Genomic DNA, 14,779 nt, shown 5'->3' on the forward strand with positions numbered 1-14,779 from the left:
TCCCAGATGAGTGAAGCCCTGAACGACCTTGCCGCGTACATTGCGGAAAAGCTCGATGCGGACATCGAAGAAAGCGTCGTCGCCTATGGCGAGCTGACGCTGACGGTGAAGGCCGCCGACATCGTCGACGTGATGACCTTCCTGCGCAGCGATGTGCAGTGCCAGTTCGTCTCCTTCATCGATGCTGCCGGTGTCGACTACCCGCAGCGTCGCAAGCGTTTCGATGTCGTCTATCATCTGATGTCGCCGCGCCAGAACCTGCGCATCCGCGTCAAGGTCGCCACCGACGAGGACACGCCGGTTCCGTCGATCACCTCGGTCTATCCGGGTGCCGACTGGTTCGAGCGCGAAGCCTATGACATGTACGGCATCCTGTTTTCGGGCCATCCCGACCTGCGTCGACTTTTGACCGACTACGGTTTCGAAGGTCACCCGCTGCGCAAGGACTTTCCGCTCACCGGCTTCGTCGAGGTTCGCTACGACGACGAGCATAAGCGTGTCGTTTACGAGCCGGTCGAGCTCAAGCAGGAATTCCGCAATTTCGACTTTTTGTCTCCCTGGGAAGGCACCGAATACGTGCTGCCGGGTGACGAAAAAGCCAAGACGAATTGAGGCGCCGAAATGGCTGAAACCTCCGTCCGCAACTTCAACATCAATTTCGGCCCGCAGCATCCGGCGGCACACGGCGTGCTGCGGCTGGTGCTCGAGCTCGACGGCGAAGTCGTCGACCGCGTCGATCCGCATATCGGCCTTTTGCATCGCGGCACCGAAAAGCTGATTGAGCAGAAGACCTATCTGCAGGCCGTGCCCTATTTCGATCGCCTCGACTATGTCGCGCCGATGAACCAGGAGCATGCCTTTGCGCTCGCGGTCGAGCGCCTGCTCGGCCTCGAAGTGCCGAAGCGTGGCCAGATCATCCGCGTGCTCTATTCCGAGATCGGCCGCATCCTGTCGCACCTGCTCAACGTCACCACGCAGGCGATGGACGTCGGCGCGCTGACCCCACCGCTGTGGGGCTTCGAAGAGCGCGAAAAGCTGATGGTGTTTTATGAGCGCGCCTGCGGCGCGCGCATGCACGCGGCCTATTTCCGTCCGGGTGGTGTCCACCAGGACCTGCCGCAGAAGCTGGTCGAAGACATCGGCAAGTGGATCGATCCGTTCCTGCAGACCGTGCAGAATCTCGACGACCTTCTGACGCCGAACCGCATCTTCAAGCAGCGCAACGTCGACATCGGCGTGGTGTCGCTCGACGACGCATGGGCCTGGGGTTTCTCGGGCGTCATGGTGCGCGGTTCGGGCGCTGCCTGGGACCTGCGCAAGAGCCAGCCCTACGAATGCTATTCGGAGATGGAATTCGACATTCCGATCGGCAAGAACGGCGACTGCTACGACCGCTACCTGATCCGCATGGAAGAGATGCGCCAGTCGGCGAAGATCATGCGCCAGTGCGTCGATCTGCTGCTCGGCAAGGAAGCGACCGGTCCCGTGTCAAACGTGGACGGCAAGGTGGTTCCGCCGAAGCGCCAGGCGATGAAGCGTTCGATGGAATCGCTGATCCATCACTTCAAGCTCTACACCGAAGGCTATCGTGTGCCGGCTGGCGAGGTTTATGCAGCCGTCGAGGCGCCTAAGGGCGAATTCGGCGTCTTCCTGGTCTCCGACGGCACCAACAAGCCTTACCGCTGCAAGCTGCGCGCACCGGGCTTCGCCCATCTCCAGGCAATGGATTTCCTGTGCCGCGGCCACATGCTGGCGGATATCTCGGCCGTTCTCGGCTCCCTCGACATCGTGTTTGGTGAGGTCGACCGCTAAATGTCAGTCCGCCGTCTCGCAGAAGCCAGCGTCCAGCCAGCGTCATTCGCCTTCAACAAGGCGTTCACGGCGCAAGCCAAGACCTGGATCAAGAAGTATCCCAAGGGCCGCGAACAGTCGGCCGTCATCCCGCTGCTGATGCTGGCGCAGGAACAGGACGGCTGGGTGACCAAGGCTGCCATCGAGCATGTCGCCGACATGCTTGCCATGCCTTATATCCGTGCGCTCGAAGTCGCGACCTTCTACACGCAGTTCCAGCTCAAGCCGGTCGGCACGCGCGCCCACATCCAGGTCTGCGGCACCACGCCCTGCATGTTGCGCGGCTCGGAAGAGCTGATGGACGTCTGCCGCTCGAAGATCCATCACGACCAGTTCCACACCAACGAGGCGGGCACGCTGTCGTGGGAGGAAGTCGAGTGCCTTGGCGCCTGCGTCAACGCACCGATGGTCATGATCTTCAAGGACACCTACGAGGACCTGACGCCGGAACGCCTAGGCGAGATCATCGACCAGTTCGAGGCTGGCAAGGGCGCGCAGGTCAAGACCGGACCGCAGACCGGCCGCGTGTTTTCCGCCCCGCTGACAGGCTTGACCTCGCTGGCCGACGAGAAGGGCGTGCTCAAGACGACCCGCGACAAGGCTGCCAAGGCCGCGGCAAAGGCCGCCAAGGCCGCCGCCGTCGGAACGGCCGTTCCGCCGTCGAACGCCGCCAAGCCGAAGACCGACGCGATCGAGACCAGCCCGGCCGTCAAGTCGCCGTCGAAGGTCAAGGCAGCACCCGCAGCCGAGAAGGCAGCAAGTGTTGCAGCGCCCAAGGCAGCAGCTGCGGCCAAGCCGTCGCTCGAAGACAAGAACCGTCCGGCCGGCATCGCCAAGCCGGCTGCCGTCGACGACCTCAAGCTGATCTCGGGTGTCGGCCCGAAGATCGAGGGCACGTTGCACGAGCTCGGTATCTTCACCTTCGGTCAGGTCGCTTCCTGGAAGAAGGCCGAGCGCGATTGGGTCGACGGTTACCTGAATTTCAAGGGCCGCATCGAGCGTGATGACTGGGTCAAGCAGGCCAAGGCGCTCGCCAAGGGCGGTGTGGCCGAATACGTCCGCGTCTTCGGCAAGAAGCCGGTCTGAGGAGCAAGATCATGCTTGAAGACAAGGATCGCATCTTCACCAACATCTACGGCCGCTTCGACCAGTCGCTGGCCGGCGCGATGTCGCGTGGCGCCTGGGATGGCACCGCCGGCATCATCGAGAAGGGCCGTGAGTGGATCATCAACGAGATGAAGGCGTCGGGCCTGCGTGGCCGCGGCGGCGCCGGCTTCCCGACGGGTCTCAAGTGGTCGTTCATGCCCAAGAGCAACCCGGATGGCCGTCCGTCCTACCTCGTCGTCAACGCCGACGAATCCGAGCCGGGCACCTGCAAGGACCGCGACATCCTGCGCCATGACCCGCACACGCTGGTCGAGGGCTGCCTGCTGGCCGGTTTCGCCATGGGGGCGGTTGCGGCCTACATCTATGTGCGCGGCGAGTTCATCCGCGAGCGCGAAGCGCTGCAGCGCGCCATCGACGAGGCCTATGACGCCAAGCTGATCGGCAAGAACAACAAGAACGGCTACGACTTCGAGATCTATATCCATCACGGTGCCGGCGCCTATATCTGTGGCGAAGAAACCGCGCTGCTGGAAAGCCTCGAGGGCAAGAAGGGCCAGCCGCGCCTGAAGCCGCCGTTCCCGGCCAATGTCGGCCTCTATGGTTGCCCGACGACGGTCAACAACGTCGAGTCGATCGCCGTCGCGCCGACCATCCTGCGCCGTGGTGCGGCCTGGTTCTCCGGCATCGGCCGCCCGAACAATGTCGGCACCAAGCTGTTCATGCTGGTCGGTCACGTCAACACACCCTGCACGGTCGAAGAGGCCATGGGCATCAGCTTCCGCGAGCTGGTCGAAAAGCATGGTGGCGGCATCCGCGGCGGATGGGACAATTTGCTTGCCGTCATTCCTGGCGGCGCGTCCTGCCCATTGGTCAAGGCCGAGGACATCATCGACTGCCCGATGGATTTCGACGGCCTGCGCGAGCGCAAGTCGTCCTTCGGCACGGCTGCCGTGATCGTCATGGACAAGTCGACCGATGTCGTGAAGGCGATCGCGCGTCTCAGCTACTTCTTCAAGCATGAGAGCTGCGGCCAGTGCACGCCGTGCCGCGAAGGCACGGGCTGGATGTGGCGCGTCATGGAGCGCCTGGTGCGCGGCGAAGCGCACAAGCGCGAGATCGACATGCTGCTCGACGTCACCAAGCAGATTGAAGGTCACACGATCTGTGCGCTGGGTGATGCGGCGGCATGGCCGATCCAGGGCCTGATCCGCAACTTCCGCCCGGAAATCGAGCGGCGCATCGACGAGTTCTCGCGCAATGCGCACCGCAGCGAGCCGGTGTTGGTGGCGGCTGAGTAAGGGTTAAGTCAGAAAGTGCGGGCCAAAGGTCCGAAACAGGAAACGACGAGGCAGAGGCGAACGGCGAAGGCGACAAGGAGCTATCAATGTCGACATTTCCCTTTCCCAAGAATGCAGTGCCTGAAATGGAACGTTTGGAGCAGATGAACAGGGACTTCGTGGCGATGCTGCCCAAGGAGTTTGCCGGATCGGCGAACCTCATGGTGCATCCCGCCGCAGGTTTCGCCGCTGCTTCGGCTCTCGGCGTTGGTCTCGCCAGTCACGCCATGGGCGTCTGGATGGGAGCCGTGTCGGGCGCATCGGAAGTCGCGCAACGCCTGCTGTCGCCCTTTGCCGACTATGCCGGCGACGTGGCGAGTTTCGCGCCCGCGCGTACGAAGATCGCCAGGCGCGGGGACGATGAAACGGCGTCGCTGATCGCCGAGGTCAAGACCCTGGCGCGCAAGCTGGAGCAGGCCGAGGCGAAGCCGGCGGTTGCTGCCACGGTCGAACCGGCGGTCATCGAGACCGCTGTCTTTGAAGAAGCTCCGGTGGGGCTTCAGCCTGAGGATTTCAGGCAGCCTGCATCGATCGAAAGGCCTGAGACGCCTGACGATCTCAAGGCCATTTCGGGCATCGGCCCGAAGCTGGAGCAGGTGCTGAATGGTCTCGGTATCTGGACCTATGGCCAGATCGCCGGCTGGACGGCGGAAGAGGTGGCCTGGGCCGACGACTATCTCGGCTTCAAGGGTCGGATCGGTCGTGATGATTGGATAGGGCAGGCGGCAACGCTTGCCGGCGGCAACTGAGCCGCTTGAATTGTGGATTTCGGGGCGCAGCGCTGGCCGCGCCCCTTGCAGGACGGAATGCGGATCATCCGCGGGATTTGAGGCGCTATGGCAAAGCTTAAGGTCGACGGGAAAGAGATTTCGGTACCCGACCACTATACGCTGCTGCAGGCGGCGGAAGAGGCGGGCGCGGAAGTGCCGCGCTTCTGCTTCCATGAGCGGCTGTCGATCGCCGGCAACTGCCGCATGTGCCTTGTCGAGGTGAAGGGCGGACCGCCCAAGCCGGCGGCATCCTGCGCCATGGGCGTGCGCGACCTGCGTCCCGGCCCGAACGGCGAGACGCCCGAAATCTTCACCAACACGCCGATGGTCAAGAAGGCCCGCGAAGGCGTGATGGAATTCCTGCTGATCAACCATCCGCTCGATTGCCCGATCTGCGACCAGGGCGGCGAATGCGATCTGCAGGACCAGGCGATGGCCTTCGGCCTCGACGGCTCCCGCTACAACGAAAGCAAGCGTGCGGTCGAAGACAAGTACATCGGCCCGCTGGTCAAGACGATCATGACGCGCTGCATCCACTGCACGCGCTGCGTCCGCTTCACCACCGAAGTTGCCGGCATCTCCGAGCTCGGCCTGATCGGCCGTGGCGAGGACGCCGAGATCACCACCTATCTCGAGCAGGCGATGACCTCCGAGCTGCAGGGCAACGTCATCGACCTGTGCCCGGTCGGCGCGCTGACCTCCAAGCCCTACGCCTTCCAGGCACGTCCGTGGGAGCTGACCAAGACTGAATCCATCGACGTGATGGACGCCGTCGGCTCGGCCATCCGCGTCGACACGCGTGGCCGCGAAGTGATGCGCATCATGCCACGCATCAACGAGCAGGTGAACGAGGAGTGGATCTCCGACAAGACCCGCTTCATCTGGGACGGCCTGCGCACGCAGCGCCTTGACCGGCCTTACGCCCGCAAGGGTGGCAAGCTCGCTCCGGTGAGCTGGCCAGAGGCGTTCACGGCGATCAAGGATGCCGTCGCCAAGACCTCGGCCGAGCGCATCGGCGCGATCGCCGGCGATCTGGCAACCGTCGAGGAAATGTATGCACTCAAGCAACTGATCGCCTCGCTCGGCTCGAAGAACATCGACTGCCGCCAGGATGGTGCAGCGCTCGATCCGTCGCTCGGCCGCGCCAGCTATATCTTCAACCCGACCATCGAAGGCATCGAGCAGGCCGACGCCATCCTGATCATCGGCGCCAACCCGCGCTTCGAGGCTTCGGTACTCAATGCACGTATCCGCAAGCATTGGCGTGCAGCCAATGTGCCGGTCGGCGTCATCGGCGAGATCGGCGACACCCGCTACGACTACGAACAGCTCGGCTCAGGCCCGGATACGCTCAAGGATCTGGCCGAAGGCAATGGCAAGTTCTTCTCGGTGCTGAAGAAGGCCTCGCACCCGCTGATCATCGTTGGCCAGGGCGCTATTGCGCGCTCCGATGGTGCTGCCGTGCTCGGCCAGGCGGCGAAGCTCGCGACTGCTGTCAAGGCGAGCCGCCCGGACTGGAACGGCTTTGCCGTGCTGCATACCGCAGCTGCCCGCGTTGGCGGCCTCGACGTCGGCTTCGTGCCGGGCGAGGGCGGCAAGAACGTCGCCGGCATGCTCAGCGACAGCGACGTGCTGTTCCTGCTCGGCGCCGACGAACTCGATCTGGCCAAGGCAGCGAACGCATTCGTGATCTACATCGGCACCCATGGCGATACCGGTGCGCACCGCGCCGACGTCATCCTGCCGGCTGCCGCCTACACCGAAAAGTCGGGCACCTATGTCAACACCGAAGGCCGCGTCCAGCAGACCAGCCGTGCCGGCTTCGCGCCGGGCGAGGCCAAGGAAGACTGGGCGATCCTGCGCGCGCTGTCTGACGTGCTTGGCCACAAGCTGCCCTTCGATTCGCTGCAGCAGCTGCGTGCCAAGCTGTATCAGGAATTCCCGCACCTGCGCCGCATCGACGCGATCGACGCCGGCGACAACGATGACATCGCCAAGGTCGCCAAGCTTGGTGGCCGGCTGAACAAAGGCGCCTTCACCTCGGCGGTGAAGGACTTCTACCTCACCAACCCGATCGCTCGCGCGTCGGCGGTGATGGCCGAATGTTCGGCATTGGCCAAGAACGGCTTCAAGCAGGCGGCGGAGTAAAGGCTGTCATGGATACCTTTTTCTCCTTCTACGTCCTGCCGGCGTTGATCATCCTCTTGAAGTCGGTCGTCCTGATCGTCGTCCTGCTGATCTTCGTCGCCTACATCCTCTATGCCGACCGCAAGATCTGGGCCGCCGTCCAGTTGCGCCGCGGGCCGAACGTCGTCGGCCCCTGGGGCCTGCTGCAGGCCTTCGCCGATCTTTTGAAGTTCGTCTTCAAAGAGCCGATCATTCCGTCGGGCTCCAACAAGGGCGTGTTCCTGCTCGCGCCCGTCGTCTCGGCGGTGCTGGCGATCTCGGCCTGGGCGGTGATCCCGGTCAGCGAAGGCTGGGCGATCGCCAACGTCAATGTCGGCATCCTCTATGTCTTCGCCATCTCCTCGCTCGAGGTCTATGGCGTGATTATGGGCGGCTGGGCCTCGAACTCGAAATATCCGTTCCTCGGCGCGCTGCGTTCGGCGGCGCAGATGGTGTCCTATGAAGTCTCCATCGGCTTCGTCATCGTCTGCGTGCTGCTCACCGTCGGCTCACTGAATCTCACCGACATCGTCCTGTCGCAGGGCGACGGCATCGGCACGCGCCTTGGCCTGCCGAATACCTTCCTCGACTGGAACTGGCTCGTCCTGTTCCCGATGTTCGTGATCTTCTTCATTTCGGCGCTGGCCGAGACCAACCGTCCGCCCTTCGATCTGGTCGAAGCCGAGTCGGAACTCGTCGCCGGTCACATGATCGAATATTCGTCGACGCCGTTCCTGCTGTTCTTCCTCGGCGAGTATGTCGCAATCGTGCTGATGTGCGCGCTGACGACGATCCTGTTCCTCGGCGGATGGCTGCCGCCGTTCGACTTCGCACCCTTCACCTGGGTTCCCGGCGTGATCTGGTTCGTGCTCAAGGTCTGCATGGTGTTCTTCATGTTCGCCATGGTGAAGTCCTTCGTGCCGCGCTACCGCTACGACCAGCTGATGCGCCTGGGCTGGAAGGTGTTCCTGCCGATCTCGCTGGCGATGGTCGTCATCACCGCCGCCGTCCTCAAGCTTACCGGAGCTGCATGATGTCCGCTCTCGCACAAGCCGCCAAATCGCTGCTGCTGCAGGACTTCGTCGGCGCCTTCTTCCTGTCGATGCGCCAGTTCTTCGCGCCCAAGGCGACGCTGAACTATCCGCATGAAAAGGGCCCGGTCAGCCCGCGCTTCCGTGGCGAGCATGCGCTGCGCCGCTATCCCAACGGCGAAGAGCGCTGCATCGCCTGCAAGCTGTGCGAGGCGATCTGCCCGGCACAGGCGATCACCATCGAAGCCGGCCCGCGCCGCAACGACGGCACCCGCCGCACGGTGCGTTACGACATCGACATGGTGAAGTGCATCTATTGCGGCTTCTGCCAGGAAGCCTGCCCGGTCGACGCCATCGTCGAGGGGCCGAACTTCGAATTCGCGACGGAAACGCGCGAGGAGCTGTACTACGACAAGGACAAGCTGCTTGCGAATGGCGACCGGTGGGAGCGCGAAATCGCGCGCAACATCGCTATGGATTCGCCGTATCGCTGATGCCTGAACAATGGACGGGCCCAATCGGCTCGTCTAAGGAACGCGCGGCCTGCTTCGGAGGCGGAGCGAGGACGTGAACAGGGCAGGGCGCACAAGGCGCGCTGCCCGAAAGGAAACCCGGGGGAACCCATGCTCAACGGACTTGAAGCGGTATTTTTCTACCTCTTCGCCTTCATCGCGGTGGCGTCGGCCTTCATGGTCATTTCGGCGCGCAACCCGGTTCACTCGGTGCTCTACCTGATCCTGACGTTCTTCAACGCGGCGGGCCTGTTCCTTTTGACCGGCGCCGAGTTCCTGGCGATGATCCTCCTCGTCGTTTATGTCGGCGCGGTGGCGGTGCTGTTCCTGTTCGTCGTCATGATGCTCGACGTCGACTTCGCCGAGCTGAAATCGGGCGCGCTGCAATATGCGCCGATCGGCGCGCTTGTCGGCCTGATCCTCGCTGCCGAACTGATCGTTGTCACCGGCGGCTACGCCTTCGCGCCGAAACTGGCGACAGCCGTTGCGCAGCCGACGCCCGATATCGCGACGCGCCACAACACGGCAGCGCTCGGCGACATTCTGTACACAGACTACATCTATTTCTTCCAGATCGCCGGCCTCGTGCTTTTGGTCGCCATGATCGGCGCCATCGTGCTGACGCTGCGCCACAAGCCGAACGTCAAGCGCCAGGACATCTCGGCCCAGGTCGCCCGTACCCCGGCGACCGCGATCGAGGTCAAGAAGGTCGAGACAGGCAAGGGAATCTGACCATGGTTGTCGGCATCGCTCATTATCTGACGCTTTCGGCGGTCCTGTTCACGCTCGGCGTGTTCGGTATCTTCCTGAACCGCAAGAACGTCATCGTCATCCTGATGTCGGTCGAGCTGATCCTGCTCGCGGTCAATATCAACTTCGTGGCGTTCTCGGCCCAGCTCGGCGATCTCGTCGGCCAGGTGTTCGCGCTGTTCGTGCTCACGGTTGCCGCCGCCGAAGCGGCGATCGGACTTGCAATCCTCGTCGTCTTCTTCCGCAACCGCGGCTCCATCGCGGTCGAAGACGTGAACATGATGAAGGGCTGATCGGCCAATGATATACCACTTCATCGTCTTTCTTCCGCTTCTCGGCTTCCTGATCGCCGGCCTGCTCGGCCGTTCGATCGGCGCGAAAGCGTCCGAATACGTCACCTCAGGCTTCCTGGTGATATCGGCGGTCCTGTCCTGGATCGCCTTCGTGACAGTGGCCCTGGGCGACGTCGAAGCCTTCACCGTGCCGGTGCTGCGTTTCCTGGACGTCGGCGGACTGCAGGCCGACTGGGCTCTGCGCATCGATACGCTGACCGCCGTCATGCTGGTGGTGGTCAACACGGTGTCGGCGCTGGTCCACATCTACTCGATCGGCTACATGCACCACGATCCGCATCGGCCGCGCTTCTTTGCCTATCTGTCGCTGTTCACCTTCGCCATGCTGATGCTGGTGACGTCTGACAACCTCGTCCAGATGTTTTTTGGCTGGGAAGGGGTGGGCCTTGCGTCCTACCTGCTGATCGGTTTCTGGTACAAGAAGCCGTCGGCGAACGCTGCCGCGATCAAGGCCTTCGTTGTCAACCGCGTCGGCGACTTCGGCTTCCTGCTCGGCATTTTCGGCCTCTACGTCCTGTTCGGCTCGGTCGAATTCAGCACCATCTTTGCCAGCGCTGCCTCCTACCTGCCGGCTGAAGGCGCCGCCGAACACGGTGGCACCGTGCTGAACTTCCTCGGCTACGCGCTGGACAAGCATAGTGCATTGACCATCGTCTGCCTGCTGCTGTTCATGGGCGCCATGGGCAAGTCGGCGCAGGTGCCGCTGCACACCTGGCTGCCCGACGCCATGGAAGGCCCGACGCCTGTGTCGGCACTGATCCACGCGGCGACCATGGTCACCGCCGGTGTGTTCATGCTGGCGCGTCTGTCGCCGGTCTTCGAACTGTCGCACACCGCGCTCACCGTCGTCACCTTCATCGGCGCGATCACGGCGATCTTCGCGGCAACCGTTGGCCTGGTGCAAAACGACATCAAGCGCGTCATCGCCTATTCGACCTGCTCGCAGCTCGGCTACATGTTCGTTGCGCTCGGAATGGGCTTCTACTCGGCGGCGATCTTCCACCTGTTCACGCATGCCTTCTTCAAGGCGCTGCTGTTCCTGGGATCGGGCTCGGTGATCCATGCCGTCTCCGACGAGCAGGACATGCGCAAGATGGGCGGCCTCCGCAAGCTGATCCCGACCACCTACTGGATGATGGTCATCGGCACGCTGGCGCTGACCGGCGTCGGCATCCCGGCGACGATCATCGGCACGGCAGGCTTCTTCTCCAAGGATGCCATCATCGAAGGCGCATTCGTCGGCCACAATGCGGTCGCGGGCTTCGCTTTCGCCATGCTGGTTATCGCTGCCTGCTTCACCAGCTTCTACTCGTGGCGCCTGATTTTCATGACCTTCCACGGCAAGCCGCGCGCCACCGCCGACGTCATGCACCATGTGCATGAATCGCCGCCGGTCATGTTGGTGCCGCTGTTTGTCCTGGCTGTCGGTGCGCTGTTGGCGGGCGTCGTCTTCCACGACCAGTTTATCGGCGAAGCCTACAACGAGTTCTGGAAGGGCGCGCTGTTCACGCTCGACACCAACCACATCCTGCACGATTTCCACGGCGTGCCGATGTGGGTGAAGCTGGCACCGTTCGCGGCGATGATCGGCGGGTTCGCCATGGCCTACCTGTTCTACATCCGGTCGCCGGAGATGCCGAAGGTCCTGGCCGAACGCCATCGCGGGCTCTACGCCTTCCTGCTCAACAAGTGGTACTTCGACGAGTTGTACGACTTCCTGTTCGTGCGCCCGGCCAAGTGGCTCGGCAGCTTCCTCTGGAAGAAGGGCGACGGCTGGTTGATCGACGGCTTCGGTGCCGACGGCATCTCGGCGCGCGTCGTTGACGTTACCAACCGCGTCGTCAAGCTGCAGACCGGTTACCTCTATCACTACGCATTCGCCATGCTGATCGGCGTGGCGGCCCTCGTTACCTGGATGATGCTCGGGAGCTCCTTCTGATGTCTGGCGTTCCCATTCTATCGCTGGTCACCTTTCTGCCGCTGGTCGGCGCGCTCCTGATCCTGCTGATCAGGGACGATGGTGACGCTGCGCGCCGCAATATCCGCAACGTCGCGCTTCTGACGACAGTGTTCACCTTCGCGGTGTCGTTGCTGATCTGGATCTATTTCGACAATGCGGAAGCTGGTTTCCAGTTCGTCGAGAAGGCCGCCTGGCTCGACTCCGGCATCTCTTACCACATGGGCGTGGACGGCATTTCGATGCTGTTCGTCATCCTGACGACCTTCCTGATGCCACTGTGCATCCTGGCGAGCTGGGAGTCGGTGGAGAAGCGCGTCAAGGAATACATGATTGCGTTCCTGATCCTGGAAACGCTGATGATTGGCGTGTTCTGCGCACTGGATATCGTGCTGTTCTACGTCTTCTTCGAAGCTGGCCTGATCCCGATGTTCATCATCATCGGTGTCTGGGGCGGCAAGCGTCGCGTCTATGCCAGCTTCAAATTCTTCCTGTTCACACTGCTCGGCTCGGTGCTGATGCTGCTCGCCGTCATGGCGATGTTCTGGCAGGCCGGCACGACCGACATCCCGACGCTGCTGGCTTATGACTTCCCGGCCAACATGCAGACATGGCTGTGGCTGGCGTTCTTTGCCTCGTTTGCGGTGAAGATGCCGATGTGGCCCGTTCATACCTGGCTGCCGGACGCCCACGTCGAGGCGCCGACGGCGGGCTCGGTCATCCTGGCGGGCATCCTGCTGAAGATGGGCGGTTACGGCTTCCTGCGCTTCTCGCTGCCGATGTTCCCGCTGGCGTCCGAATTCTTCGCCCCGCTGGTGTTTGCGATGTCGGCAATCGCCATCGTCTACACCTCGCTGGTGGCGCTGATGCAGGAAGACATCAAGAAGCTGATCGCCTACTCGTCGGTTGCCCACATGGGCTACGTGACCATGGGCATCTTCGCGATGAACGAAGCCGGCGTGCAGGGTGCGATCTTCCAGATGCTCAGCCACGGCCTGGTCTCAGGAGCGCTGTTCCTCTGCGTCGGCGTCGTCTATGACCGCATGCATACCCGCGAGATCGCGGCTTATGGCGGCCTGGTCAACAACATGCCGAAATATGCGGTGGCCTTCCTGATCTTCACCATGGCCAATGTCGGTCTGCCCGGCACTTCCGGCTTCGTCGGCGAGTTTCTGACGCTGTTCGGTGTCTTCCAGGTCAACACCTGGGTGGCGCTGATTGCGGCAACCGGCGTGATCCTGTCGGCGGCCTATGCACTGTGGCTCTACCGCCGCGTCGTGTTCGGCGCGCTGACCAAGGAAAGCCTGAAGGGTCTGTTCGACCTGTCGGGTCGCGAGAAGGTGGTGCTCTATCCGCTGATCATCCTGGTCATCTTCTACGGCGTCTATCCGGCGCCGGTGTTCGACGCCACGACCGCTTCGGTCAAGGCGCTGATCAACAACGTAACCGTATCGATCGACGCCGCGCAGACCGCGGCGGCGAACTGACAGGGGTTTTGCGAACCATGACGCCCGAACTCCTTTCGAGCCTCTCGCTCTCCGCTCCGGAGCTGATCATCGCCCTGGGCGCTCTGGCGCTTCTGATGATCGGCGTGTTCTCCGGCGAGCGCGCCAACTCGACCGTGACCGGTCTGGCCGTAGCCCTGCTGGTGGCGGCTGGCGCCTGGATGCTGGTGTTCGGCCATGACGGCGCGGGCTACGGCACGGCCTTCGTTTCTGATGCCTTCGCGCGCTTCATGAAATTCCTGACGCTGCTCGGTGCCGCGGTAACGCTGATCATGTCGGTTGGTTTCGCTAAGGCCGAGAAATTCGACAAGTTCGAGTTCCCGGTGCTGGTGCTGCTGGCGACGCTCGGCATGCTCTTGATGATCTCGGCCAACGACATGCTGGCGCTCTATCTCGGCCTCGAGCTGCAGTCGCTGGCGCTCTACGTCATTGCCGCGATCAACCGCGACAACGTGCGATCGACCGAAGCTGGCCTCAAGTACTTCGTCCTCGGCGCGCTGTCGTCGGGCATGCTGCTCTACGGCATCAGCCTCGTCTACGGCTACACCGGTCACACCTCGTTCGAGGCGATTGCCGCGGCCCTGACCGGTGGCGAGCGCCAGCTCGGCCTGGTCTTCGGCCTGGTCTTCGTGCTTGCCGGCCTGTGCTTCAAGATATCGGCGGTGCCGTTCCACATGTGGACACCCGACGTCTATGAAGGCGCGCCGACGCCGGTCACGGCATTCTTCGCCGCTGCTCCGAAGATGGCGGCGATGGCGCTGATCGTGCGTGTCACCATGGGCGCGTTCGAGCCGATCGGTACCGACTGGCAGCAGATTATCGTCTTCGTCTCGATCGCCTCGATGGCGCTCGGCGCCTTCGCCGCGATCGGCCAGAAGAACATCAAGCGCCTGATGGCCTATTCGTCGATCGGCCACATGGGCTACGCGCTTGTCGGCCTTGCCGCCAACAGTGAAGCCGGCGTGCGCGGCGTGGTCATCTACATGCTGATCTACCTGGTGATGACGCTCGGCACCTTCGCCTTCATCCTCGCCATGCGGCGCAAGGACGGCAATGTCGAGCAGATCTCAGATCTCGCAGGCCTTTCGTCGACCAATCCTGTCATGGCGACGATCCTGACCATCCTGATGTTCTCGCTGGCCGGCATCCCGCCGCTCGCGGGCTTCTGGGGGAAGTGGTACGTCTTCCTCGCCGCGATCAACGCCAATCTCTACGCGCTGGCGGTCATCGGCGTGCTGGCTTCTGTGGTCGGTGCGTTCTACTATCTGCGCATCATCAAGATCATGTGGTTCGATGAGCCGGTTGGCGGTTTCCAGCCGATGGCGAGCGAGCTTCGGCTCGTGCTCGGCTTGTCGGGTGCGTTCGTGCTGTTCTACGTGCTGATCGGCGGCCCGATCGGGCAGATGGCGGAAGCTGCTGCCAAGACCTTCTTCTGACGGT

General features: G+C 62.8%; 13 protein-coding genes. All 13 read left to right on the top strand.

What is annotated here, in order from left to right:
- The first annotated feature begins 6 nt into the window (after positions 1 to 6).
- The 13 genes from IG197_RS25435 (at position 7) to nuoN (ending at position 14,775) form a co-directional block, all read left to right on the top strand.
- Positions 7 to 612, top strand: coding sequence for an NADH-quinone oxidoreductase subunit C (locus IG197_RS25435; RefSeq protein WP_192315662.1), 606 nt, complete (start codon positions 7 to 9; stop codon positions 610 to 612).
- 9 nt (positions 613 to 621) lie between these two features.
- Positions 622 to 1,812 (top strand): NADH-quinone oxidoreductase subunit D, encoded by a 1,191-nt coding sequence (locus IG197_RS25440; protein ID WP_067960709.1) that lies wholly within the window; start codon positions 622 to 624, stop codon positions 1,810 to 1,812.
- Positions 1,813 to 2,937 carry an NADH-quinone oxidoreductase subunit E gene (locus IG197_RS25445; protein WP_182573474.1) on the top strand — a complete coding sequence of 375 codons (1,125 nt, stop codon included), beginning with the start codon at positions 1,813 to 1,815 and terminating at the stop codon, positions 2,935 to 2,937.
- A gap of 11 nt (positions 2,938 to 2,948) precedes the next feature.
- On the top strand, positions 2,949 to 4,256 hold the full coding sequence (nuoF, locus tag IG197_RS25450) for an NADH-quinone oxidoreductase subunit NuoF (RefSeq protein ID WP_192315664.1): 1,308 nt from the start codon (positions 2,949 to 2,951) through the stop codon (positions 4,254 to 4,256).
- A gap of 86 nt (positions 4,257 to 4,342) precedes the next feature.
- Positions 4,343 to 5,044, top strand: coding sequence for an NADH-ubiquinone dehydrogenase (locus IG197_RS25455; RefSeq protein ID WP_246765244.1), 702 nt, complete (start codon positions 4,343 to 4,345; stop codon positions 5,042 to 5,044).
- Between the two features lie 87 nt (positions 5,045 to 5,131).
- Entirely contained in the window at positions 5,132 to 7,213 is a 2,082-nt protein-coding gene (gene nuoG / locus IG197_RS25460) for an NADH-quinone oxidoreductase subunit NuoG (protein ID WP_192315665.1), read from the top strand.
- 8 nt (positions 7,214 to 7,221) lie between these two features.
- Complete coding sequence (gene nuoH / locus IG197_RS25465) at positions 7,222 to 8,265, top strand: NADH-quinone oxidoreductase subunit NuoH (protein ID WP_067960748.1); 1,044 nt, start codon at positions 7,222 to 7,224, stop codon at positions 8,263 to 8,265.
- Positions 8,265 to 8,756 carry an NADH-quinone oxidoreductase subunit NuoI gene (nuoI, locus tag IG197_RS25470; RefSeq protein WP_055970601.1) on the top strand — a complete coding sequence of 164 codons (492 nt, stop codon included), beginning with the start codon at positions 8,265 to 8,267 and terminating at the stop codon, positions 8,754 to 8,756. The genes nuoH and nuoI overlap by 1 nt, the downstream gene beginning before the upstream one ends.
- A gap of 129 nt (positions 8,757 to 8,885) precedes the next feature.
- A complete protein-coding gene (locus tag IG197_RS25475; protein WP_067960751.1) occupies positions 8,886 to 9,506 on the top strand; it encodes an NADH-quinone oxidoreductase subunit J in 621 nt (206 codons plus the stop codon).
- A 2-nt stretch (positions 9,507 to 9,508) separates the two neighbouring features.
- Positions 9,509 to 9,817: an NADH-quinone oxidoreductase subunit NuoK gene (nuoK, locus tag IG197_RS25480; RefSeq protein WP_067960754.1), complete on the top strand. Its 309-nt coding sequence runs from the start codon at positions 9,509 to 9,511 to the stop codon at positions 9,815 to 9,817.
- A 10-nt stretch (positions 9,818 to 9,827) separates the two neighbouring features.
- Positions 9,828 to 11,816, top strand: coding sequence for an NADH-quinone oxidoreductase subunit L (gene nuoL, locus IG197_RS25485; protein ID WP_067966356.1), 1,989 nt, complete (start codon positions 9,828 to 9,830; stop codon positions 11,814 to 11,816).
- Entirely contained in the window at positions 11,816 to 13,321 is a 1,506-nt protein-coding gene (locus tag IG197_RS25490; protein WP_067960757.1) for an NADH-quinone oxidoreductase subunit M, read from the top strand. Before nuoL ends, IG197_RS25490 begins: the two co-directional genes overlap by 1 nt.
- A 17-nt stretch (positions 13,322 to 13,338) precedes the next feature.
- Positions 13,339 to 14,775 carry an NADH-quinone oxidoreductase subunit NuoN gene (gene nuoN / locus IG197_RS25495; protein ID WP_192315667.1) on the top strand — a complete coding sequence of 479 codons (1,437 nt, stop codon included), beginning with the start codon at positions 13,339 to 13,341 and terminating at the stop codon, positions 14,773 to 14,775.
- The last annotated feature ends 4 nt before the right edge of the window (positions 14,776 to 14,779 follow it).

It is taken from the genome of Aminobacter sp. SR38, assembly GCF_014843375.1.
Classification (GTDB): domain Bacteria; phylum Pseudomonadota; class Alphaproteobacteria; order Rhizobiales; family Rhizobiaceae; genus Aminobacter; species Aminobacter ciceronei.